This window comes from Pseudomonas sp. YQ_5 (assembly GCF_043103305.1).
GTDB lineage: Bacteria > Pseudomonadota > Gammaproteobacteria > Pseudomonadales > Pseudomonadaceae > Aquipseudomonas > Aquipseudomonas putida_Y.
In genome coordinates this window covers 115,284-138,119 of record NZ_JBICJS010000066.1, presented here as the reverse complement: position 1 = coordinate 138,119, position 22,836 = coordinate 115,284, and the positions used below count along the sequence as shown (strand labels likewise).

The following is a 22,836-nucleotide window of genomic DNA, read 5'->3' as shown; positions in this document are numbered from 1 at the left end:
CATGCGCGGCTGGCTGGCAGGTGGCCTGACTGGCGTAAGCATGCTATTGACCGCGCCATTGGGGGCAGTGACCACCAGTACCTTCACGGTGACGGCGCAGGTTGTCGCCGGGTGCCTGGTGGTAGGTGGTGTCACCAGTTACGGCACGCTCGATTATGGCTCGCAGTCGGCGCTGTCCACGGGGTTGCTCAGCACATCGCTGGGTGGTTCTACCGTGACGTTCCAGTGCACGCCGGGCGTGGCCATGAGCATGAGCCTGGACGGCGGGCAAAACAGTGCCAGTGGTACACGCAACCTGAAGCGCACCAGTGGCACGCAAGTGCTGGCCTACCAGTTGTACCGGGACGCGGCCTATACCCAGGCCTTGGGAATTGGCCAGAGCGTGGCGGTGAGCTATGCCGACCCGACAGCGATCAAGCTACCGGTGTACGGCCGGGTCCAGCTGACCGGTACGCAGCCGGCAGGGACCTACACCGATGTGGTGCAAGTGACGGTGACCTGGTAAACGCCAGCGCCACCCATGACAAGTGTCTAAGGAGAGCTGCATGCGGGCAGGCGCGAAGTGGACGCGTGGTTTGACTGGATTATTGTCGCTGGCAAGCCTGCCGGCCTGGGCGGCCACTTCGGTGCTGATCTGGCCGATCGACCCGGTGCTGGAGGCCGACCAGAAGGCAGGTGCGTTGTGGCTGGAAAACCGTGGCACTGCGCCGGCAAACCTGCAGGTGCGGGTATTCGCCTGGCGCCAGGGTGATTATCAGGAGCAGTACCAGGCGCAGCGCGAGATTATCGGCAGCCCGCCGGTCGCCAACATTGCACCCGGGCAGAAGCAGCTGATCCGCCTGACCCGCACCGGCCCTTCACCTGCCGGCCAGGAGCAGGCGTACCGCATCATCATCGACGAGATTCCGCCTGCCATCCCGGTCGACAAGGCCGAGCCTGGGGCTACGGCGGCCATTCGTTTGCAGATGCGCTATTCGGTGCCGCTGTTCGTCTACGGCGAAGGGCTGTGGGGCAAGGCTGACCCTGAAGGCAAACGCAATGCCGAGGGCGTGGGCAAGCCGCAGCTCAGTTGGCGCCCGGTGACGGTGCAGGGCAAGCCCTACATTGAACTGCGTAACACGGGCCCAGTGCATGCGCGGCTGACCGATGTGGTCGTGCAGCAAGGCAGTCAGAGCAAGCCATTGGCTGAAGGCCTGCTGGGTTATGTGCTGCCGGGTGCAAGCATGCGCTGGCCAGCCCCCGTGGCATCCGGCAGTGGCAGCGTGCTGAAGGGCAGGGTCAATGGTCAGCGCTCGGCGGACGCCATCCGCCAAGGCCAATGAGCCAGCGACCGAATGCAGGGCAGGCGTCAGGGAGGACCCGGCAATGGTTGGAAACCGTGTGTGAAATGGCTCCCGGCGACGACGTGCCGCTGGTGCCTGGGGCTGGCCATGGTCAGCTCCGCGCTGGTGCTGGCCGACGACTTGCCCCCACCGCCCACGGAGATGTCCGCCATCGCCGAGGCTACCCTTTACCTCGACCTGGTGGTGAACCAGATGCCCAGGGGTGACCTGATACCGGTGCAGCAGCGGGCCGGGCGGTTGTTCCTGGACAGCGACGTATTGCGTGCAGCCGGCGTTTCGCTGCCGGGCAACCCCCAGGGGGAGGTGGCCCTGGACAGCATCGCGGGGCTGCACACCGACTACGACAGTCAGAACCAGCGCCTGCTGCTGCAGGTTCCGCCAGCCTGGTTGCCAGAACAGCAAGTGGGTGATCGCAACCTTTACCCGGCCAGCGATGCGCGCAGCAGTTTTGGCGCCTTGTTCAACTACGACCTGTATCTCAACGACACCGATGAAGGCGGTACCTACCTGGCCGCCTGGAACGAGCTGCGCCTGTTCGACAGCTGGGGTACCTTTTCCAGTACCGGCCAGTGGCGCCAGTCTTTCAATGGCGCACAGACGGACGATACGCGGCGAGGCTTCATGCGTTACGACACCACCTGGCGCTTCACCGACGAGCAGCGCCTGCTGACCTACGAAGCCGGTGACTTCGTGACGGGCGCCTTGCCCTGGAGCAGTTCGGTGCGAGTGGGCGGGGTGCAGCTGTCACGCGATTTCGCGGCGCGTCCGGATCTTGTCACTTACCCCTTGCCTGCGTTCGCCGGCGAAGCGGCGGTGCCGACGTCGCTCGACCTGTTCATCAACGGTTTCAAGTCCAGCACCACCGAACTGCAGCCGGGCCCGTACACCCTCACCAACGTGCCGTTCATCAACGGTGCCGGGGAGGCGGTGGTGGTCACCACTGATGCCCTTGGCCGGCAGGTGTCGACCACCTTGCCGTTCTATGTCACCAGCAGCCTGCTGCAGAAGGGCCTGTCGGACTACTCGGTGGCCGCCGGCAGCCTGCGCCGTGATTACGGCGTACGCGATTTCAGCTATGGGCCGGGTATCGTCTCAGGTAGCCTGCGCTATGGGCTCAGTGACATCTTCACCCTGGAAACCCACGCCGAATCGGCTGAATCGCTGGTGCTGGGTGGGCTGGGTGGCAACATGCGCGTGGGCAACTTCGGCGTGCTCAATGCTGCCTTGGCGCAAAGCCGGTTCGAGGGCGACAAGGGCCATCAGGTCGCCCTTGGCTACCAGTACAACAGCCAGCGCATCGGCTTCAGTTACCAGCGCCTGCAACGCCATGGCGACTATGCCGACCTGAGCCGGGTGGGCTTCCCGGATATGCAACTGAGCAAAAGCAGCGAACAGGTCACTCTCAGCTTCAACCTGAACGAGTACGGCAGCATTGGCGCTGGCTACTTCGACGTGCGCGCCGGTGACGGTACGCGTACGCGGTTGATCAACCTGAGCTACAGCAAGCCGCTGTGGGGCAGCAGCAGTGTGTACCTGTCGGCCAACCGTGAAGTGGGTGACAGCCAGTGGGCGGTGCAGGCGCAGTTGGTGATCCCGTTCGACCTGCACGGCACCCTGGCACTGAGCATGGAGCGCAGCAATGAAGGCGAGACCCTGCAACGGGTCAACTACAGCCGTGCGGTGCCAGCCGGTGTCGGCGTCGGTTACAACCTGGGCTATGCCGCAGGCAGCGACCGTGATGCCTATCGCCAGGCCGACGTCACCTGGCGCCTGCAATCGGTGCAATTGCAGGCCGGTGTGTATGGCAGCAGCGGCGACATGACCCGCTGGGCCGACGCCAGTGGGTCTCTGGTGTGGATGGATGCCGGCGTGTTCGCCGCCAACCGTATCGATGATGCCTTCGTGGTGGTCAGTACCGCAGGTTACGCCGATGTGCCGGTGCGTTATGAAAACCAGGAGATCGGCCGCACCGATGCCAAGGGGCACTTGCTGGTGCCTTACAGCAGCGGTTACTACCGGGGCAAGTACGAGATCGACCCCATGAACCTGCCACCGGATGTCCTCGCACCGGACGTTGAGCAGCGTGTAGCGGTGCGACGGGGCAGTGGCTACTTGCTGGAATTCCCCCTCAGGCGCGTCATGGCGGCCAGTGTCGAATTGGTGGATGGCAACCAGCAGGTGCTCAAACTGGGTAGCCGTGTCACCCACGCAGAGAGCGGCACCCAGGCGGTGGTGGGGTGGGACGGGTTGGTGTACCTGGAGAACCTGTCGTCGCATAACCACCTTCAGGTAGTGCTTGACGGGGGTGGAAATTGCGAAGTGGAGTTCGATCTGCCTGAAGCACAAGGCTCGATCCCTTTGATTGGTCCGCTGGTGTGCCGATGAAGGCCTGGCTGCGCGGCCTGGGGGCGAGCGTGCTGCTGTTGCCGAGCGCTTCGGCCTGGGCGCTTTGCTCGTCGGTGGCCACGTTGCCGGCAGCGTTTGGCAGCCTTAATTCAACGCAGGTTCGCAACACCGTACAGACGGCCTCCAGCCTGAACTCCGGGTTGCAGTGCACCGGTTCACTACTGACCTTGCTCAGCAGCGGTGATCACTTCTACGCCACGATCACGCCAGCCTCGGGTGGGCTGGTCGGCCCGACAGGCGATGTCATTCCCTACACGCTCTATGCCGACAACACCACCCGCTACCCGATTACCCGGGGTGTGGCCTACGACTTCGCCCGCAACGGTATCCTCGACTTGCTGGGGCTGCTCGGCGGTACCACGCCCAAGGCGGTGCCGATCTACATGCGCACCCAAATTGGCAGCAATGTCGCGGCCGGGTTGTATCAGGAGGCCCTGACCGTGGCCTGGAGCTGGGATTATTGTTCGGGTATTGGCGCGTTGGGGATATGCCTTGGGCGTGACACCGGCTCGGGTAGCCAGATCTTGAACGTGAGCCTGACGGTGACCAACGATTGCCAGATCACCACCCCTGACATCAGTTTCGCCAGTGCGCCGGTGGTGGCGGGGTTCGGCACGGTGAGCCAGGGCATAAACGTGTCATGCACCAAGGGCAGCAGCTACACGGTAGGGCTGGATGACGGGCAGAACGTTTCCGGTGGGCGGCGGCGGATGAAGTCTTCGGCCAACAACTACCTGGCCTATGACATTTTCAAAAGTGCCGGGACCGTGCGCTGGGGGGCGTCAGGGGCTGCCAGGCGTTCCAGTACGGATGCCGACATCAACCCCGGCGTGGGTACCGGCACGGGTAGCCAGGTGTTCAACTACAACGCCAAGGTCTATACCGATCAGGCGACACCGCCGGCTGCGACCTATACCGACAGTGTGATACTGGATGTGCAATTCTGAACCTGTCGTCCTTCCGGTGGTTCATACCCCCTGAAGGAGCCGCCGTGTGTCGCGACGTGCTGCTCCTGCAGGGGCTGCGCAAGGCGAGGTTCAGCGCAAATCGCCTACCATGCTTGCCAGGGTCTCCAGTACCGCTCCGGCCAGTGCCTTCGAACGCGCCCCCGACCACCCGGTGACGACATCGGGTGCGTCGTCATGGTCCTTGAACGGCATCTCCAGCGTCAGCGACAGGCAGTCATGTGCCATGCCCACCGCATTGCAGGCCAGCGTCGTGTTCGCCTGTCCGGGTTCGTCACGGGTATAGCCATGCACCGTCTGGAAGTCGCGGGTCAGGCTGCACAAGGTGCTACGGAACTGCTCTTCGAGCTTGGCCAACCGAGGGGTGTAACCCGGGTTGCCCTCGCATGCGGCCGTGAACACGTGCGGGATCTCTTCGTCGCCGTGCACGTCGATGAAGGCATCCACACCGTACTGCTTCATCTGCGCCTGTGCAAAGAACACTTCCGGGCTGAATTCGACGCTGGCGTCCTGCCAGGCGCGGTTGAGGTCCTTGCCCTTGAAGTTGGTGCGCAGGTGGCCGAGGAAGGCGCCGTCGGGGTTCATGTTGGGGATCAGGTAAAGGTCGGCCTTGGCCAGTAATTGCTGTATCACTGCGTCGTTGGTCTGCAGGCGGTCGATCACGCCTTCCATGAACCATTCGGCCATGTGCTCGCCCGGGTGCTGCTGGGCAATCAGCCACAGCTTGCGTTTGCCTTCGGCACCGTCACCTGCCCGCAGCAGCGGGATATCGCGGCCCTGAATACTGCGACCGCAGGCCAGCAACTCGACCCCCGGGAGTTGGCGGGCACGTTCGATCAGCTGGTTGTGGCGGGCACGCGGGTAGGGCTCGAAATAGGCGAACCAGATCTGGTCCTGTTCAGCCGTGACCTCGAACGATAGCGCCGCACCGTCGAACTGGCTGGGCACGCGGAACCAGCGCTGCTGGTCGTAGCTGGCGACCGCGTTGTAGCCGCTCCACGCGTTCTTGTACGAGGAGCCAGAAGCGTTGTCCAGGCTGAAGCGATGGACCTGCCCCGGTGTCAGCCCGCTGACCTTGAAGTGGAACCACTGGTAGTGGCCGCTGTGGGTGTCCGGGCGAATGGCCAGGTGTACCTGGGCCGGGTTGCTGGCATCCAGTACCTGTATGTTGCCGGAGTCGAAATCGCAGTCGATCTGCAGGGGGGACAGCGTCACGGTCATGTGCCGGGCTCCTTTGCGGGCATTGTTGTAGGGGTACTGTATACGGCTTGGCGGGGATGCTGTGCAAGATCAGGCAGGGCGAGCCGTTAGCGGCCGCCCTTATGCAGCAAGCTGGTGACCGGTAAATGTGTGGACTTCAGGTTATTTGAAGAACTGGCTGGGCGTGGTACCGAACTGGCGCTTGAACATGCTGGCGAAGGCACTTGGGCTGTCATAACCCAAAGCCCCCGCCACATCGATGATTCGCTCGCCCAGCGCTATCCGCTCCAGTGCCTGCATCAGCCGCGCCTGCTGGCGCCACTGGCCGAAGGTCATACCGGTTTCCTTGCGGAACAACCGCTGGATGGTCTTTTCGTCCACCCCCAGTCGCAGGCCCCAGTCGGCAACGGTGGCGTTATCCTCGGGCTGTTCTTGCAACGCCGTGCAGATCACACTCAGTCGCTTGTCGCTGGGTTGCGACAGCTTCAGCGGCAACGTCGGCAGTACGCAGATTTCGTCGAGGATCAGGCGCATGACCCGGGCTTCTCGCGAGTCCTCGGCAAACGGAGCGGTGAAGCCCACCGAGGTCTTGATCAGCTCGCTGAGCAGCGGCGAGATGCTGATGGCCTTGCTCTGCAGGGGCAGGCCTGCTGCCGCGTCGATGCGCACGAACACACTGCGCATCTTCACGTCGCCGACACAGCGAATGGCATGCACCTGGCCGCAAGGCATCCACACGCCGCGGCTGGGTGGCACAGTCCAGCATTCGTTGCCGGACTCGACGATCATCAGGCCTTTGATGGCATAGATCAGTTGATGCTTGGTATGGCTATGGGGCTCGATGAACCAGTCGCTTGGGTAGTCTGTCGCACGGCTACCGACTTCCCAGGTCCACTCATCGACCTCCACCAACAATTCACGCTGCGGCTTTACCATCGTGACCTCATATCGGAGCAGCCTGGCAGCGCCACTTTAGCAGCAACGACCTGGGCGGGCCCGCGAGTGGGTGGCCGGCAGCAAGGCGGTGGCCAACCCGAGCAGCGGCAGGAACGCGATGGCCTGGTACACCCATTCGATGCCATGCCGGTCGGCCAGTGTGCCCAGGCCGGCTGCACCCACGCCGCTGATGCCGAACATCAGCCCGAACATCACCCCCGAAACCATGCCGACCCGGCCTGGCACCGCCTCTTGGGCATACACCACCAGGGCAGCGAATGCCGAGGACATCACCAGGCCGATGGCCACCGCCAGTACGGCTGTCCAGGCGAGGTTGGCATGGGGCAGGGCCAGGGCGAAGGGCGCCACGCCGAGGAACGAGACCCAGATCACGGCCTTGCGCCCGATGCGATCACCCACCGGGCCACCGGCAAAGGTGCCCAGCGCAACGGCTGCGAGGAACACGAACAGGTACAGCTGGCTGTGCTGCACACTCAGGCCGAAATGCTCGATCAGGTAGAAGGTGAAGAAGTTGGTGAACGAAGCGATGTAGACGAACTTGGCGAACATCAGCACGGCGATCACCACCACCGCGCGCCACATGGCACCCCGCGACAGGCCAGGAGCCTGTTGGCCTGCGAAACTCTTGAGCTGGGCCTGGCCGTGGCGCACGCTCCAGCCCGTCACCCGCAGCAGCACCAGAACAGCCAGCGCAGCGGCCAGCATGAACCAGGCAATGGCCGGTTGCCCGTGCGGAATGATGATGGCAGCGGTGAGCAGCGGGCCGAGGGCCGAGCCGGTATTGCCGCCGACCTGGAAGGTTGACTGCGCGGTGCCGAAGCGCCCGCCGGAGGCCATTCTGGCCACCCGCGAGGCCTCTGGGTGAAAGGTGGCCGAACCCACGCCGACCACGGCGGCAGCCACCAGCAGCATTTCATAGCTGCCAGCAAAGGCGAGCAGGGCGATACCCACCAGCGTCACCAGCATGCCGGCAGGTAACAGGTAGGGTTGTGGGTGCTTGTCGGTGAACATGCCGACCCAAGGTTGCAGCAGGGAAGCGGTTACCTGATACACCAAGGCGATCCAGCCGATCTGGGCAAAGCTCAGCGCGAAATCGCTTTTCAGCATGGGGTAGATCGATGGCAGTACGGCTTGAATCAGGTCATTGAGCAGGTGGGCGAATGCAGCCGCACCGACGATGCGCACGACAAAGCCCTGAGGCTGGTCGGCAGGCGTGGCGGCGGCTATGGAGGCGGCGGAGGTTGTCATGGGCAAGGTTCTTCTATGGCAAGGGAGCAAGGCATTGCCGTAGCAGGTTATCCAGTGCCCAGGTGGCCTGTCTCACGCCGAACAGGCAGCCAATGTCGCGTTTCGGGCATCCTTGCCTGCAGCCTGAAAAGAGAACGGAGGCGCCCGGCATTCCATCATTACAGCGTGAGGAAGACAGAGGTGTATCGGGCGCGGCCCGTGTGCAGGAACGGCCTTGTGTCGCGATGGGCCGCTCCAGCAGGTGATGCGATCAGGCCATATCGGCTGCGGTCCTGCCGGCGACCTTGCTGCGCCCGCCCAGCCATACCAGCAACAGTCCCGCAGCCGCCAGCACACCCCCGGCCATTGGCACGGCGGCGTAGCCCAGGTTCAGGCTGATAACCGCACCACCCAGCGCCGCGCCCACGGCGTTACCCAGGTTGAACGCACCCACGTTGATCGACGATGCCAGGCCCGGTGCCTCGATGGCGGCAGTCATTACGCGCATTTGCAGCGGCGGTACCACGGCGAAGGTGAACATGCCCCAGACCAGCAGGGCGATGGCGGCGCCGATGTGGCTACCCAGTACCAGGGGCATCGCCAGCATGATCAGCGCCAGCACGGCGAGGAAGATCTTCGCCGCGCCATCCAGCGACCAGTCGGCCAGGCGGCCACCCAGGCTGTTGCCAAGGGTGAAGCCAACCCCGATCAGTACTAGCCCCAAGGTTACGAAGCTGTCCGAGGCGCCGGTCAGTTCGGCCAGCACCGGCGCCACATAGGTGTACAAGGTGAACATGGCGCCGGCACCGAGCACGGTGGTGGCCATTGCCAGCAACACGCTGGGGCGGGCAATGACCGCCAGTTCCTTGCGCACATGCGGCACGCTGCCGCGTTCACCCTTGGGCAGGGCGTACCACAGTGCGGCCATGGCCAGCAGGCCGAGTACGGCGGTGCCGGCAAATGCCATGCGCCAGCCAATCTGCTGGCCGATCCAGGTGGCGGCCGGCACGCCGCCGATGTTGGCGATGGTCAGGCCCATGAACATGGTGGCCACGGCGCTGGCCTGTTTCTCCTTGGGCACCACGCTGGCTGCCACCACGGCTCCCAGGCCGAAGAACGCACCATGGTTGAGGCTGGTGACCAGTCGCGAAGCGAGCAGGGTGTAGTAGTCCGGCGACAGCGACGACAGCAGGTTGCCAACGGTGAAGATGGCCATCAATGCCATCAGCGCAGCGCGCCTCCCAAAGCGGCTGAACAGCAAGGTCATGATCGGTGCGCCGACCATCACGCCAATGGCATAGGCGGTGATCAGCATGCCGGCGCTTGGGATACTCACCTCCACGCCCTGGGCGATGACCGGCAGTAGCCCCATCGGGGTGAACTCAGTAGTACCGATGCCAAAGGCGCCAATGGCCAACGCGAAAAGCACGCGGCCGGGTCTCATTGTTTGAGCAGTCATCGGTGTCAGTCCCAGGTTGGCGCCAGGCCGTCAGGGCTGACCTCGCGGCCATTGCGCTCCAGCTTGGCGATGCGTGCCATGTCGTCGCTGTCCAGCTTCAGGCCACGGGCAAGCAGGTTGCTGGCCAGGTTTTCACGCTTGGTCGATGACGGGATCACGGCATAGCCCAATTGCAAGGCCCAAGCCAGGGCGACCTGGGCGACGGTAGCCTTGTGCTTGGCGGCGATCTGGGTCAGCACCGGGTCTTTCAGCACTTTGCCGTAGGCCAGGGTCATGTACGAGGTCACGGTGATCCCTTGTTCCTGGAGGAACGCGGTCAGCTTGCCGTTCTGCAGGTACGGGCTGAGCTCGATCTGGTTGGTGGCGATTTCCCCTTTGCCGACCACGGCAATGGCTTGCCTGGTCAGTTCGATGTTGAAGTTGGAAACGCCGATCTGGCGAGCCAGGCCTTGCTGCTTGGCGTCGGCCAGGGCCTTCATGTACTCGGGCAGCTCTACGCCGTTGCCCGGCGCTGGCCAGTGGATCAGCAGCAGGTCGACGTAGTCGGTGCGCAGCTTCTGCAAGCTGTCACGCAGGCTGGGGATCAGCTTGTCGGCGGCGTAGTTGTCGACCCAGATCTTGGTGGTGATGAACAGCTCGCTGCGCGGCACGCCGCTTTCGGCGATGGCCTGGCCCACTTCGGCTTCGTTCTTGTAGATCTGTGCGGTATCGATGACGCGGTAGCCGACTGCCAGGGCAGACTTGACCGAGTCGATGACGGTTTGGCCGGTGAGGCGGAAGGTGCCGAGGCCGAAGGAAGGAACGCTCATGGGGTTGCTCCTGAATAGGGGGAGGATCATGTGGTGCCCAGTGTGCAGGTTTGAACGGCAGCGAATAAGCCGCTATGGCGCCAAAGTCATTTGACCTGTAGTCACAAATACATTTTCAAGCTGTGCATTCACTACATAAATAGGGCCCGAGGGGATTGGAACCTTGTTCAGCTAGCGCTTTTTTATCAAGCGTTGAGGCTGCCCATGACCCCTTCCGTAATACCTGCCGATTCCATCGATGCGCTGATTGCCCGTCAGCTGCCAGGCTGGCTCAAACGCGCGTCTGCCCAAGAGCTGACAGGGCTGCGCGCCGCTGCTTTGCGCCAACAGCGGGCGCAGGACCAAGTCGACGCCTGGTTAGGGGCCATAACCCCCTTGGATGAGTTCGCCGAGTCGTTGCTCAAAAGAGCACTTGAGGCCCATTCGATCAGGCAGGTAGAGCTGCGCCAGGCACAGCTCAGGCTGGTGACGCTGCAGCCCAAACCGTCGATATCTCCTGCTTTACCAAGCACTTCGACACGCATCGTCAGCACCCAGACCCTGCTCTCGGCGGCACTGCATAACTTCCACGAAAAGGAAATGCAGCCTGGCTGGTTCGCAGCCGGGTCGCAGTTGGTCACTGCTAGCGGGCACCTGCTGCCGCTAAGTGCGCAAGCCTTTGTCCGCCTTTGCAGAGACCTTGATATCGGCAGGCGTTATCAAAGCCATTTGCAAGCGAAGCTTGAAGGCGAGGGGGTGGCCGTCGAGAGCACCCTGGAGGAGGCGATGAGCGCCAACCTGGCGCTTGCTGCAATCGCCGCAAGGATCAAGGGTGAAATCGATGAGCAGACCTGTCAGTGGATCAACCAGGTGGTGGGCACAGCGTCTTTCCTGCCAGCCGACGACACCGTGTTGAAGTGTCACACCCTGAGGCTGTTGGGCAAGGAAGTCATTGGCGCACTGGTGATCGAAGTGCGTCAGAACGCCCGCCTGCTTGGCGTTATCGCGTGGTTGCCTGAGGACCCGTATGCCCCGGTGAGTTGGCACACCAGCTGGGAACTGCTGTACATGACCCTTGGCATACGCTTGCGTAATGAAGCGTATCGGCGCTACTTCCAGCGCTTCGTCGCAGAGCGTGATCGCGTCGCCTTCTGCGTGACGCTGAACGCGCTGCTCAACCACGGTAATACTGTTCTTCCGCTTGAGCTGGATGGCCGCTGTTTTGCGATCGAGGGCGACGTGTTCGTCGCGCTGCGCCAAGCCCGGATCGACAAAATGCGGGATGACGCGCGGGTACTGGCGGTATCGACAGAGGATGAGGATATCGCCGACCGCCGCGCACGTTTGCAGGGTTATCTGGACTTGGGCTTGAGCGTGGCAGGCTTGGCAGCGCTGTTTGTGCCTGTGTTGGGGCAGGCCCTGCTGGGGCTTACGGTGGTGCAACTGGCGGGTGAGGTGTACGAAGGCTACCAGGATTGGCAGTTGGGTGATCGCGACGCCGCATTGGGCCACTTGTTCAACGTGGCCGACACGGTCGTGATAGCGGCGGTGACGACGGCCGGGGCGGCGGCACTTGGCAAGCTGGCACAGCGAGTGGCGCGGGTGGATGCCATGGTGCCGGTAAGCCTGGGCGATGGCCAGTTGCGGCTGTGTGATCCGTCCTTGTCGGGCTATCAGCGTGAGGGCGTCGATCTGATGGTAGGACAGGCCGTGAATGAAACTGGCCGTTCGCTGAGGCGCCTGCACGATGCTGTCTATGAAGTGAGCGAAGGGGACGATGGCGCATGGCGTATTCGTCATCCATCAAGGCCGGGGGCGTATTCACCGGCACTTGAGCACAATGGTGCCGGGGGATGGGTGCATGAGTTCGAGCAACCGCAGCGCTGGCATGACCCCGCCAGCATGGTGCGCCGCCTTGCCAGCCGCACGGCGCAGGTGCCCGATGAGGCGGTATCCGTAGCGCTGCAGGCAACCGGTTTCGATGCTGACTGCCTGCGCCGTTTGTTACTGGAAAATGCGCCCCCGCCGGCACGCTTGCTCGATGCCATCGAGCGCCAGCAATTACACCGTGATTTTCCGGCGTTGCGAGGTGAAGCTTTCGAGGAGGTCTTCAACGAGCGACAGATCAGCCCGCAAGCAGCGGACCGGGTCTTGATGCGGGACTTCCCAGGCCTTTCCCACCGCTGCGCACGGGAAATCGTCGAGGGAGCCAGCAGTGTCGAGATGGAGACCCTGACTGGCGCAGGCCGGGTACCCCTGGCCTTGGCGGAACGTGCACGCTGGGCAATACGCGACAGCCGAATAGACCGTGCCTGTGCAGGGTTGCGCCAGGCCGCTGCAGAAAATGACGATACCGGCAAGCTCGCGCTGGGCCTGATCGATGCCATCGCCCCTTGGTCGACCGGGGTCAACGTTGAGCTGCCTGCCGCGGGCAGGGGTGGGTTGCTGCAGACGTTGAGACAGCAACTGGACAGCCGTCAGCGACAGTTGCTTGGTATGAGCCAGATGACGGATGACGCACTGGGTGAGCGGCTTGGGCGTGAGGCACTCGCAGACCGTGAGTCGGCGGCCCGGATGATTGGGCTGGCCCGTGTGGGGCAGGGGATTCGCCCTCCTGTGCGGTTGTTCGATGGGCGTTTGGGCTACCCGCTCAGTGGCCACCTGACAGGGACCCGCCAGGCACTGCGCCGCACGTTGAACCACGTGTATCCGGTGATGAGCAGTGAGCAACTGGAGGTCTACCTGCAAGACCTGGCGCAGCGGGGGGTGGATCCGTGGAACCATGTCAGCCAACTGCTACAGGCCAAGGTCAGCCTCAAGCAGGCATTGCAAGCCTGGCGAAATGACGCAGGGCTGAACATTGTCCGCCGCCTGCGTCGTATCAAGGTTGTCAGGCGCATTACGGCAAGCTGGCAGCGCTTTACCCCTGGGGAGATGGCGGGTGACTACCACCTGACCCTCGTGGGTGAGCGGGTGGGTGACCTGCCGGCTTTGCCTGAAAATGTGAGCTTTGACCACATCACGCACCTGACCCTGCGCGATATGCAGCTGACGAGCCTTGATGCGGGCTTTATTGGTCGCTTCAGCAAGGTGCGCAACCTGGACTTGCGGAACAACCGGCTGACTCGCCTTCCTGCAGGTATCGAGCAACTGACCGAATTGAAAAACCTGCGCCTTGGCGGCAACCAGATCGTGCTTTCCAGCGAGGATAACCTGCGTTTGAGCCAGCTTGTGGAGCTGCACCGTTTGGAGCTCAACGGCAACCCGGTCGGTTTGCTGCCACCCTTGGCGTCTTTCCCCCTGCTGCGCCGGCTGTCCTTGCGCAACACCGGGCTGGGCGAACTGCCCGCTGATCTGGCCAGGCACGGTAATCTGGAGTTGCTGGACATGCGTGACAACCAGATCCAGACGCTGCCTGAAGCGTTGTCTCTAGTGCCGCTGCGCTTGTTGCGGGGCCTGGAGCTGCACGACAACCCACTCTCGGACGAAACCCTGCAGCGCTTGCAGTTGGCCAGGGCGTCGGCCGGGGCTGCTGAGCGTCGACGTGCAGCTCATGCCACTTCGATCCCGAACGCTGCAGCCCCTTGGTTTTCAGGGTTCACGCCAGCCCAGCGCGAGGTGCGATTGGCGAGCTGGAACCGCTTGAGCCAGGAAGCCGGGGCACAGGATCTGTTCCGCTTTTTCTATGATTTACGCGCCCTGCGTGAATACGACGCACAACCGCGCGACCTTCAGGCGCGGGTGTGGCATATCCTCGAAGCCTGCGAGCAGCACGCTGAAGTACGCGCGAGCCTGTTCGAGCAAGTTGCCCGGCCGCGCAGTTGCAGCGACGAGTTGCTGCTGACGCTCAGCGAGCTGGAGATTGGCGCGATGGTCGTCAGGGCCGGAACAGCCGGTACCGGGTTGCAGAAGGAGCGGGCGCTGGTCAGGCTGGGGCGTTCGTTGTTCCGCCTGGACAAAGTCAACGCAATTGCCGCGCGGCATATTGCGGATTACTTTTCGAACGATCCCGTTGAGGTTTACTTGACCTATCGCGTCAGGCTGGCGGATAGCCTCGACCTTCCCGTGCAGCCCAGCCATCTTTCGTATGAGAGTTTCAGCGGCGTTGGCCGTGAAGACCTGGACGCCGCGCGCAGCGAGGTGCTGCGGCAGGAAACGCCACAAGCCTTGGCTCAGGCGCTGGCAGATCGATCCTTCTGGCAGGACTACCTGCACGAGCAGCAAGCGGCGCGCTTCAGCCGCCTGGACGAGCCTTTTCAGCAGCGCCTGGATGCGTTGCTCGAACAATCGAAAACGCTGAGCGATGGCGACTATTTTGCCCAAGTCGAGCATATCTGCGCAGAGCGTGAGGCAGCGAAACGGCAGCTTTTGCTTGAGTTGAGCCGAGAGGCAATTCAACGCCACGGCCTATGAACGAAACAGCCCGCCGAGAGGCGGGCTGTTCGCTGGGGCGGGACGATCAGCGGCGGCGGAATAGCGGCAGCGGTTCGTCGGTGGCGGCCTGGTAGGTCACCGAGAAGTCCTTCAGGCTTTGCAGCGCGTCTTCCGGGTCCTTGTCGGCACGGATGGCGAATGCGTCGAAGCCGCAGCGGGCCATGAAGAACAGCTGGTCGCGCAGCACATCGCCGATGGCGCGCAGTTCGCCTTTGAACTTGTAGCGGTCACGCAGCAGGCGCGCATTGGAGTAGCTGCGGCCGTCGGTGAATGCCGGGAAGTTCAGGGCGATGACCTGGAAGTGGTGCACGTCTTCGCCGATTTCCTCCGCTTCCTGGTCGCTGTCCAGCCATACACCCAAGCCACCATCGCGGGCCTTGAGCACATGGGCATGGTCGCGCCACATCTGTAGCGGGACGATGTAGTCGTCGCAGTTGGTCAGCTCGTCGAACGAGGTTTCCTTGGGCAGCAGGTGCCAGGTTTCGTCGACGATCTGGTTGTTCTTAATGATTCGCTGCATAGACGCGTTCCTTGAAGGGGTCGATGCCGATACGCTGGTAGGTGTCGATGAAACGCTCTTCCTCGGTACGTTGCTCGACGTACACGGCGATCAGCTTCTCGATCACATCGGCCATGTCATCCTGCGCGAAGGACGGGCCAAGGATCTTGCCCAGGCTTGCGCCGCGCGCGGCGTTGCCACCCAGCGACACCTGGTAGAACTCCTCACCCTTCTTGTCCACGCCGAGGATGCCGATGTGGCCCACGTGGTGGTGGCCGCAGGCGTTCATGCAGCCGGAGATGTTCAGGTCGATTTCGCCGATGTCGAACAGGTAGTCCAGGTCGTCGAAACGGCGCTGGATGGACTCGGCAATCGGGATCGACTTGGCGTTGGCCAGCGAGCAGTAGTCACCACCCGGGCAGCAGATGATGTCGGTCAGCAGGCCGATGTTCGGGGTGGCGAAGCCGCCTTCGCGCAGTTCCAGCCACAGCGCGTGCAGCTGGCGCTGCTCGACGTCGGCGAGGATGATGTTCTGCTCGTGCGAGGTGCGCAGGAAGCCGAAGCTGTAGCGTTCGGCCAGGTCGGCCACGGCGTCCAGCTGCTTGTCGGTCAAGTCACCCGGAGCAACACCGGTCGGCTTGAGTGACAGGGTCACAGCCACGTAACCCGGGCGTTTGTGGGCACGGGTGTTGCGCGAGCGCCAGCGGGCGAACCCTGGGTACTCGGCATCCAGTGCGGTGTAGTCGACGTTGTCGAGTGCGAGGTACTCGGGGTCGACGAAGTGGCGCGATACGCGCTGCACTTCGGCTTCGGTCAGGGTGGTGGTGCCGCCACGCAGGTGGACCATTTCGGCCTCGACCTTTTCGGCGAACACTTCCGGGGTAAGGGCCTTGACCAGGATCTTGATCCGCGCCTTGTACTTGTTGTCACGGCGACCGTAACGGTTGTACACGCGCAGGATGGCGTCGAGGTAGCTGATCAGGTCCTGCCACGGCAGGAACTCGTTGATGAAGGAGCCCACCACCGGGGTACGGCCCAGGCCACCACCGACCAGCACACGGAAGCCCAGTTCACCGGCAGCGTTGCGCACCGGCTCCAGGCCGATGTCGTGCACTTCGATGGCGGCGCGGTCTTCCTGCGAGCCGTTGATGGCGATCTTGAACTTGCGTGGCAGGTAGGCGAATTCCGGGTGGAAGGTGGTCCACTGACGGACGATTTCACACCACGGGCGCGGGTCGACGATTTCGTCTGCGGCCACACCGGCGAACTGGTCGGTGGTGGTGTTGCGCAGGCAGTTGCCGCTGGTCTGGATCGCGTGCATCTGCACGGTGGCCAGCTCGGCGAGGATGTCGGGGATGTCCTCCAGCGCCGGCCAGTTGAACTGCACGTTCTGGCGGGTGGAGATGTGGGCATAGCCCTTGTCGTAGTCGCGAGCGATCTTGGCCAGGGTGCGGACCTGATTGGCGTTCAACTGGCCGTACGGCACCGCGACACGCAGCATCGGCGCGAAACGTTGGATATAAAGGCCGTTCTGCAGGCGCAGAGGGCGGAATTCTTCTTCGCTCAGCTCACCGGCCAGGTAGCGGCGGGTCTGATCACGGAACTGCTTGACGCGGTCCTCGATGATCCGCTGATCGTACTCGTCGTATACGTACATAAAAGTCCTGTCTCAGGCATGCAGCTATTCGCGCGCACGGCCGCGCACTCCGGTACGGAGCCGGGAAACGATATCAGGTTGCGGTTATGCGCTAAAGTGATGTTTTTGCATATGAAAAGAACCAAATGGACTATGTGAGATTGACTGCCATTTGTGCGTTGAGCGTCGCCAGGCGTTTATAATCCGGCGTTTGCTTCGCAGAGATGTGACCCCATGCTCAAGGCCCTGTGCCAAAGCTTGTGCCTAGCCTTGCCACTGGTGGCAAATGCGCAACCGGCTTCGGTAGTGTTCCTCAACCCGGGGCTGTCCACCGAGACATTCTGGACCAGCTATACCCGCTTCATGAAGGCCGCCGCGGACGAGCTGGGCATGTCCCTGCAGGTGCAATACAGCGAGCGCCGTGCCGACCTGATAATGACTCAGGCCCGGACGATCCTGAACGCGCCGCAGCGGCCGGATTACCTGGTACTGGTCAACGAGCAGTACGTGGCACCGGAAATCCTGCGCCTGTCGCGTGGCACCGGGGTGAAACTGCTGCTGGTCAACAATGGCCTGACCGCCAGCCAGCGCCTCAGCATCGAGGCTCAGCCCGACAAGTATGCCGAGCCGCTGGGTACCTTGATAAGCAACGACGAGCAGGCGGGCTACCAGATGTTGCACTCGATGCTCGCACAACTGCCTCGCAACGCAGGGCCGGTGGATCTGCTTGCCTTTGCCGGGGTCAAGACCACCCCGGCCTCGCAGTTGCGCGTTGAGGGCATGCGTCGCGCCTTGGCCGATTTCCCTCAGGTGCGCTTGCGGCAGGTGGTATACGGCGGCTGGAGCCGCCAGCGCGCCTACGAGCAGGCGCAACAGTTGCTGGAGCGTTACCCGGCCACCCGCCTGGTGTGGTCGGCCAATGACCAGATGGCCTTTGGTGCCATGCAGGCGTTCGAGGAGGCCGGGTATACGCCGGGGCGTGATGTGCTGTTCGGTGCCGTCAACAGCTCGGCCGAAGCCTTGCGCGCGCGTATCGATGGGCGCTTGAGCGTGCTGATGGGGGGGCATTTCACCCTTGGCGGTTGGGCCATGGTGATGCTGCACGATGATGCCCATGGGCTGGCGTTGAACCGCGACGGCCTGCGCGAGCGCCGTGTTCCGGTATTGCAGGAAATCGATCAGGCCAAGGCCAGGCGTTGGTTGAAGCTGCTGGAAAGGGACGACTACGGCGTCGATTTCCGGCGTTACAGTGCCGAAGGGCGGCCGCCCGGTTACCGTTACCCGTTTCTTGCGTCACCGGTCGAATATTGAATGACCCTGCTTGAGGGAAGGACATTGCTCGTCTTAACTGCTGGTGGTGAAGTGCATTCCCATAACCACTACAAGAGGCAATGCAATGGGAAACCCAACCAAGGTCCGCAAAGCTGACAGCAGTGTCGACGCCTGGGCGATCCTCTGCCTGATCGTTCTGGTGGTAGTCACTGCCGTGTATTGGGTCAGCCACCAGTGACTTGAAACTCAAGACCGTGATGTAGCAGGAGCGCCTGCGGGAGGGAATCTCGCAGGCGCTTTATTATTGCCTGTGCCCGCCTCTGCGCAGTGGAAACATCTGCCTTGAGAATGACGCAGGACCGTTGTAGGCGCGGGTTTACCCGCGAAGAGGCCGGCACAGGTTAGCGGGTCAGGTGCAGGGCCAACTGCACCAGGCCGATCAAAATCGCGATGAACACCAGGGTGAACAACGCCCCCAGCGCAATGAAGTGGCTGGCTTTGCCGTGGGTGAAGTCGCGTGCGCGGTTTTTGCCGCTTTGCACGCCGAAGGCGGCGGCGAGGATGCTGTGCAGCATCTGCCAGAAGGTCGGGGGTTTGCCCTGGCTGGAATCGTCCATGGTGGCTCCTGGGGAAATCAGAGGCAATCAGGGACAGTGTAGGCAATGGTTGCGAGGTTGCCTGTGTCGGCCTCTTCGCGGGTATACCCGCCCCTACAGGTAAATCACGGCCCTTGAGGCCTGTTTCATACCTGTGTGGGCAAGCCCGCGAAGAAGCCAGCGCAGTCGTTTAGCTGTCATACCCCAGGTTAGGCGCCAGCCAGCGCTCGCTTACGCTGATGTCCTGGCCTTTGCGCGCGCTGTAACGTTCGATCTGGTCCTTGTCGACCTTGCCGACGGCAAAATACTTCGCCTGCGGGTGGGCGAAGTACCAGCCGCTGACCGCCGCCGCCGGGAACATCGCGAAGTGCTCGGTGAGGTACACCCCGCTCGGCCCGGTTTCACCAATGGCGGTGCCATCGAGCAGGCGGAACAGGGTTTCCTTTTCGGTGTGGTCAGGGCAGGCCGGGTAACCAGGAGCAGGGCGGATGCCGCTGTACTGTTCCTTGATCAGCGCCTCGTTGTCCAGGTGCTCGTCGCGGGCATAGCCCCAGTGCTCTTTGCGCACCTGCTCGTGCAGCCATTCGGCACAGGCTTCGGCCAGGCGGTCGGCCAGGGCCTTGACCATGATCGAGCTGTAGTCGTCGCCCTTGTCCTGGTAAGCCTTGGCTACTTCCTCGGCACCGATGCCGGCGGTGGTGATAAAACCACCTACATAGTCGGTCACGCCGCTGTCTTTCGGGGCGACGAAGTCGGCCAGCGACCAGTTGGGCTTGCCGTCCGGCTTGATGGTCTGCTGGCGCAGGTGGTGCAGGGTGGCCAGTGCCTGGCCATCTTCGCCGTAGACTTCGATGTCGTCATCGGCCACCTGGTTGGCCGGCCAGAAGCCGAATACCGCGCGGGCGCTGATCAGCTTCTCGTCGATCAGCTTGTCGAGCATCTCGCGGGCATCCTTGTACAGCGCCGTAGCAGCCTCGCCAACCACCTCGTCGGTGAGGATGCGCGGGAATTTGCCGGCCAGGTCCCAGGAGATGAAGAACGGGGTCCAGTCGATGTATTCGGCCAGGGTGCGCAAATCGATGTCCTCCAGCACCTTGACGCCGGTGAAGGAAGGCACCGCTGGCTGGTAGCCGGCCCAGTCGTATTGCGGCTTGGCGGCGATAGCCTGGGCGTAGCTGAGGCGCTCGGTGCGGGCGCTGCGGTTGGCGGTGCGCTCGCGCACGTCCACGTATTCCAGGCGGGTTTTCTCCACAAAGCCCGGCTTCAGTTCTTTGGACAGCAGCTGGGTGGCCACGCCGACCGCGCGCGAAGCGTCGGTGACGTAGATGACCGCGTCGTTGCTGTACTTGGGCTCGATCTTGACCGCCGTGTGCGCCTTGGAGGTGGTGGCGCCGCCGATCATCAGCGGCAGTTCGAAGCCCTGGCGCTGCATTTCGCGGGCAACGTGGACCATTTCGTCCAGCGACGGGGTAATCAGGCCGGACAGGCCGATGATGTCGCACTTCTGCTCGCGGGCCGTCTGCAGGATCTTCTCCGCCGGCACCATCACGCCAAGGTCGACGATGTCGTAACCGTTACAGCCCAGCACCACGCCGACAATGTTCTTGCCGATGTCGTGGACGTCGCCTTTTACCGTGGCCATCAGAATCTTGCCCTTGGCTTCCGGCTTGTCGCCTTTTTCGGCCTCGATGAACGGGATCAGGTGAGCAACGGCCTGTTTCATCACCCGGGCCGACTTGACCACCTGCGGCAGGAACATCTTGCCTGCGCCGAACAGGTCGCCGACCACGTTCATGCCGTTCATCAGCGGGCCTTCGATCACTTCGATGGGGCGCGCGCACTGCTGGCGGCATTCTTCGGTGTCTTCGACGATGAATGCGGTGATGCCCTTGACCAGCGCGTGCTCCAGGCGTTTTTCCACCGGCAGCGAGCGCCACTCTTCGTTTTCCACTTCCTTGGTTGCGCCGCCGCCCTTGTAGTCGTCGGCGATGGCCAGCAGTGCATCGGTGCCATGCGGGGTGCGGTTGAGCACCACATCCTCGACCTTCTCACGCAGCTGGGCCGGGATCTCGTCGTAGATTTCCAGCTGGCCGGCGTTGACGATACCCATGGTCAGGCCGTTCTGGATCGCGTGATACAGGAACACCGAGTGGATCGCCTCACGCACCGGATTGTTGCCGCGGAACGAGAACGACACGTTGGACACACCGCCCGAGCTCAGGGCGTGGGGCAGGTGGTCGCGGATATAGGCACAGGCTTCGATGAAGTCGACGGCGTAGTTGTTGTGTTCTTCGATACCGGTGGCGACGGCGAAGATGTTCGGGTCGAAGATGATGTCTTCTGGCGGGAAGCCCACTTCGTTGACCAGGATGTCATAGCTGCGCTGGCAGATTTCCTTCTTGCGCGCGGCAGTGTCGGCCTGGCCGACTTCGTCGAAGGCCATGACCACCACGGCAGCGCCATAGCGCTTGCACAGGCGGGCGTGGTGCTTGAACTGCTCGACGCCTTCCTTCATGGAAATGGAGTTGACGATGCCCTTGCCCTGGATGCACTTGAGGCCGGCTTCGATCACTTCCCATTTGGACGAGTCGATCATGATCGGTACACGCGAGATGTCCGGCTCACCCGCGATCAGGTTGAGGAACCGGACCATGGCCGCCTGGGAGTCGAGCATCCCTTCGTCCATGTTGATGTCGATTACCTGGGCGCCGGCCTCGACCTGTTGCAGGGCGACTTCCAGGGCTTCGGTATAGTTCTCTTCGCGGATCAGCCGGGCGAACTTGGCGGAACCGGTGATATTGGTGCGCTCACCGACGTTGACGAACAGCGACTGGCGGTCGATGGTGAACGGCTCCAGGCCCGACAGGCGGCAGGCCTTGGCGATTTCCGGAATCTCGCGCGGCTTGTACTTGGCCACGGCTTCGGCAATGGCCTGGATGTGCCCCGGCGTGGTACCGCAGCAGCCGCCAATGATGTTGAGGAAGCCGCTGGCAGCGAATTCCTCGACCACCGCAGCCATCTCGGCCGGGGTTTCGTCGTACTCGCCGAAGGCATTCGGCAGGCCGGCATTGGGGTGGGCGGACACATGGGTATCGGCCTTGGTCGCCAGCTCTTCCAGGTATGGGCGCAGGTCCTTGGCGCCCAGGGCGCAGTTCAGGCCCACGGAAATCGGCTTGGCGTGACGCACCGAGTTCCAGAACGCTTCGGTAGTCTGGCCCGACAGGGTACGGCCGGAGGCGTCGGTGATGGTGCCGGAGATCATGATCGGCAGTTCGACGTTGTCGTCCTCGAACACTTGCTGCACGGCGAAGATCGCCGCCTTCGCGTTGAGGGTGTCGAAGATGGTCTCGATCAGGATCAGGTCGGCGCCGCCCTCGATCAGGCCGCGGGTGGCCTCGATGTAGTTTTCTACTAACTCGTCGAAGGTGACGTTGCGGAACCCTGGGTCATTGACGTCCGGGGAAATCGAGCAGGTCCGGCTGGTTGGGCCGAGCACGCCGGCGACGAAGCGCGGCTTGTCCGGCGTCTCCAGAGTCTTGGCATCGGCAACCTGGCGAGCGATGCGCGCGCCTTCGACGTTCAGCTCGTAAACCAGCGACTCCATGCCGTAGTCGGCCTGGGAAATCTGCGTGGCGTTGAAGGTGTTGGTTTCGAGAATATCGGCACCGGCATCCAGGTAAGCCTTCTCGATGGCGGCGATCACGTCCGGGCGGCTGAGCAGCAACAGGTCGTTGTTACCCTTCACATCGCTTGGCCAATCGGCAAAACGCGTGCCACGATAGTCGTGTTCCTCTAGACGGTAGCTTTGGATCATAGTACCCATGCCGCCGTCGAGGATCAGGATGCGCTCTTTGAGTGCGTTCTGGAGTGCTTGGAGACGAGCGCTGCGGTCGGACATAGGAACTACCTGGTCGGGCAAATATCAGAAGGTGCCGAATCATAACAAAGCTGCGCGGTTTTTAGGCATGTCGCCCATTTGCATGAAAACTGCTCATGTTGAGCGGGCGCTGACAGCGCAAAGCACCCAGGATGACCAGGCAACAAATCGTGATGG

15 protein-coding genes are annotated in these 22,836 nt (G+C 62.8%); 6 read left to right on the top strand and 9 right to left on the bottom strand.

Annotated elements, in window-relative coordinates:
• Window position 1: 1 nt before the first annotated feature.
• The 4 genes from ACF8EA_RS16840 to ACF8EA_RS16825 all read left to right on the top strand — a co-directional run bounded on the left by ACF8EA_RS16840 (window position 2) and on the right by ACF8EA_RS16825 (window position 4,696).
• Window positions 2-505: a spore coat U domain-containing protein gene (locus ACF8EA_RS16840; protein WP_135192346.1), complete on the top strand. Its 504-nt coding sequence runs from the start codon at window positions 2-4 to the stop codon at window positions 503-505.
• 40 nt (window positions 506-545) lie between these two features.
• A complete protein-coding gene (locus ACF8EA_RS16835; RefSeq protein WP_274148359.1) occupies window positions 546-1,322 on the top strand; it encodes a molecular chaperone in 777 nt (258 codons plus the stop codon).
• 108 nt (window positions 1,323-1,430) lie between these two features.
• Window positions 1,431-3,728: a fimbria/pilus outer membrane usher protein gene (locus ACF8EA_RS16830; protein ID WP_367250946.1), complete on the top strand. Its 2,298-nt coding sequence runs from the start codon at window positions 1,431-1,433 to the stop codon at window positions 3,726-3,728.
• On the top strand, window positions 3,725-4,696 hold the full coding sequence (locus tag ACF8EA_RS16825) for a spore coat U domain-containing protein (RefSeq protein WP_021782856.1): 972 nt from the start codon (window positions 3,725-3,727) through the stop codon (window positions 4,694-4,696). The genes ACF8EA_RS16830 and ACF8EA_RS16825 overlap by 4 nt, the downstream gene beginning before the upstream one ends.
• 90 nt (window positions 4,697-4,786) lie before the next feature.
• Here ACF8EA_RS16825 and ACF8EA_RS16820 read toward each other — a convergent pair whose 3' ends face one another.
• The 5 genes from ACF8EA_RS16820 to dkgB all read right to left on the bottom strand — a co-directional run bounded on the left by ACF8EA_RS16820 (window position 4,787) and on the right by dkgB (window position 10,366).
• Window positions 4,787-5,935, bottom strand: a complete 1,149-nt coding sequence (locus ACF8EA_RS16820) for a M14-type cytosolic carboxypeptidase (protein ID WP_021782855.1) — start codon at window positions 5,933-5,935, stop codon at window positions 4,787-4,789.
• Between the two features lie 141 nt (window positions 5,936-6,076).
• Window positions 6,077-6,850, bottom strand: a complete 774-nt coding sequence (locus ACF8EA_RS16815) for an AraC family transcriptional regulator (protein WP_392522684.1) — start codon at window positions 6,848-6,850, stop codon at window positions 6,077-6,079.
• A 36-nt stretch (window positions 6,851-6,886) separates the two neighbouring features.
• Window positions 6,887-8,119 carry an MFS transporter gene (locus ACF8EA_RS16810; protein ID WP_021782853.1) on the bottom strand — a complete coding sequence of 411 codons (1,233 nt, stop codon included), beginning with the start codon at window positions 8,117-8,119 and terminating at the stop codon, window positions 6,887-6,889.
• 250 nt (window positions 8,120-8,369) lie between these two features.
• Window positions 8,370-9,542 carry an MFS transporter gene (locus ACF8EA_RS16805; RefSeq protein ID WP_392522697.1) on the bottom strand — a complete coding sequence of 391 codons (1,173 nt, stop codon included), beginning with the start codon at window positions 9,540-9,542 and terminating at the stop codon, window positions 8,370-8,372.
• A 20-nt stretch (window positions 9,543-9,562) separates the two neighbouring features.
• Window positions 9,563-10,366 carry a 2,5-didehydrogluconate reductase DkgB gene (gene dkgB, locus ACF8EA_RS16800; RefSeq protein ID WP_367250926.1) on the bottom strand — a complete coding sequence of 268 codons (804 nt, stop codon included), beginning with the start codon at window positions 10,364-10,366 and terminating at the stop codon, window positions 9,563-9,565.
• A gap of 204 nt (window positions 10,367-10,570) precedes the next feature.
• Here dkgB and ACF8EA_RS16795 point away from each other — a divergent pair, with 204 nt between their 5' ends.
• Window positions 10,571-14,758, top strand: a complete 4,188-nt coding sequence (locus ACF8EA_RS16795) for an NEL-type E3 ubiquitin ligase domain-containing protein (RefSeq protein ID WP_392522681.1) — start codon at window positions 10,571-10,573, stop codon at window positions 14,756-14,758.
• Window positions 14,759-14,804: 46 nt separating this feature from the next.
• Here ACF8EA_RS16795 and ACF8EA_RS16790 read toward each other — a convergent pair whose 3' ends face one another.
• Both ACF8EA_RS16790 and ACF8EA_RS16785 read right to left on the bottom strand, forming a co-directional pair.
• Window positions 14,805-15,299, bottom strand: coding sequence for a DUF934 domain-containing protein (locus tag ACF8EA_RS16790; protein ID WP_003250391.1), 495 nt, complete (start codon window positions 15,297-15,299; stop codon window positions 14,805-14,807).
• Window positions 15,283-16,935 carry a nitrite/sulfite reductase gene (locus ACF8EA_RS16785; RefSeq protein ID WP_104962115.1) on the bottom strand — a complete coding sequence of 551 codons (1,653 nt, stop codon included), beginning with the start codon at window positions 16,933-16,935 and terminating at the stop codon, window positions 15,283-15,285. Before ACF8EA_RS16785 ends, ACF8EA_RS16790 begins: the two co-directional genes overlap by 17 nt.
• A 213-nt stretch (window positions 16,936-17,148) precedes the next feature.
• Here ACF8EA_RS16785 and ACF8EA_RS16780 point away from each other — a divergent pair, with 213 nt between their 5' ends.
• On the top strand, window positions 17,149-18,225 hold the full coding sequence (locus tag ACF8EA_RS16780) for an ABC transporter substrate-binding protein (RefSeq protein WP_103462711.1): 1,077 nt from the start codon (window positions 17,149-17,151) through the stop codon (window positions 18,223-18,225).
• Window positions 18,226-18,587: 362 nt separating this feature from the next.
• Here ACF8EA_RS16780 and ACF8EA_RS16775 read toward each other — a convergent pair whose 3' ends face one another.
• On the bottom strand, window positions 18,588-18,803 hold the full coding sequence (locus tag ACF8EA_RS16775; protein ID WP_021782846.1) for a DUF2970 domain-containing protein: 216 nt from the start codon (window positions 18,801-18,803) through the stop codon (window positions 18,588-18,590).
• Between the two features lie 169 nt (window positions 18,804-18,972).
• Window positions 18,973-22,680, bottom strand: coding sequence for a methionine synthase (gene metH / locus ACF8EA_RS16770; RefSeq protein ID WP_392519961.1), 3,708 nt, complete (start codon window positions 22,678-22,680; stop codon window positions 18,973-18,975).
• Between the last annotated feature and the right edge of the window lie 156 nt (window positions 22,681-22,836).

Bases quoted from the DNA above. Each gene is read 5' to 3' on its own strand.
- ACF8EA_RS16840 (WP_135192346.1), top strand. From the start codon at position 2: ATGCGCGGCTGGCTGGCAGGTGGCCTGACTGGCGTAAGCATGCTATTG.
- ACF8EA_RS16815 (WP_392522684.1), bottom strand. From the start codon at position 6,850: ATGGTAAAGCCGCAGCGTGAATTGTTGGTGGAGGTCGATGAGTGGACC.
- ACF8EA_RS16835 (WP_274148359.1), top strand. From the start codon at position 546: ATGCGGGCAGGCGCGAAGTGGACGCGTGGTTTGACTGGATTATTGTCG.
- ACF8EA_RS16780 (WP_103462711.1), top strand. From the start codon at position 17,149: ATGCTCAAGGCCCTGTGCCAAAGCTTGTGCCTAGCCTTGCCACTGGTG.
- dkgB (WP_367250926.1), bottom strand. From the start codon at position 10,366: ATGAGCGTTCCTTCCTTCGGCCTCGGCACCTTCCGCCTCACCGGCCAA.
- ACF8EA_RS16810 (WP_021782853.1), bottom strand. From the start codon at position 8,119: ATGACAACCTCCGCCGCCTCCATAGCCGCCGCCACGCCTGCCGACCAG.
- metH (WP_392519961.1), bottom strand. From the start codon at position 22,680: ATGTCCGACCGCAGCGCTCGTCTCCAAGCACTCCAGAACGCACTCAAA.
- ACF8EA_RS16790 (WP_003250391.1), bottom strand. From the start codon at position 15,299: ATGCAGCGAATCATTAAGAACAACCAGATCGTCGACGAAACCTGGCAC.
- ACF8EA_RS16795 (WP_392522681.1), top strand. From the start codon at position 10,571: ATGACCCCTTCCGTAATACCTGCCGATTCCATCGATGCGCTGATTGCC.
- ACF8EA_RS16805 (WP_392522697.1), bottom strand. From the start codon at position 9,542: ATGAGACCCGGCCGCGTGCTTTTCGCGTTGGCCATTGGCGCCTTTGGC.
- ACF8EA_RS16825 (WP_021782856.1), top strand. From the start codon at position 3,725: ATGAAGGCCTGGCTGCGCGGCCTGGGGGCGAGCGTGCTGCTGTTGCCG.
- ACF8EA_RS16830 (WP_367250946.1), top strand. From the start codon at position 1,431: ATGGTCAGCTCCGCGCTGGTGCTGGCCGACGACTTGCCCCCACCGCCC.
- ACF8EA_RS16820 (WP_021782855.1), bottom strand. From the start codon at position 5,935: ATGACCGTGACGCTGTCCCCCCTGCAGATCGACTGCGATTTCGACTCC.
- ACF8EA_RS16775 (WP_021782846.1), bottom strand. From the start codon at position 18,803: ATGGACGATTCCAGCCAGGGCAAACCCCCGACCTTCTGGCAGATGCTG.
- ACF8EA_RS16785 (WP_104962115.1), bottom strand. From the start codon at position 16,935: ATGTACGTATACGACGAGTACGATCAGCGGATCATCGAGGACCGCGTC.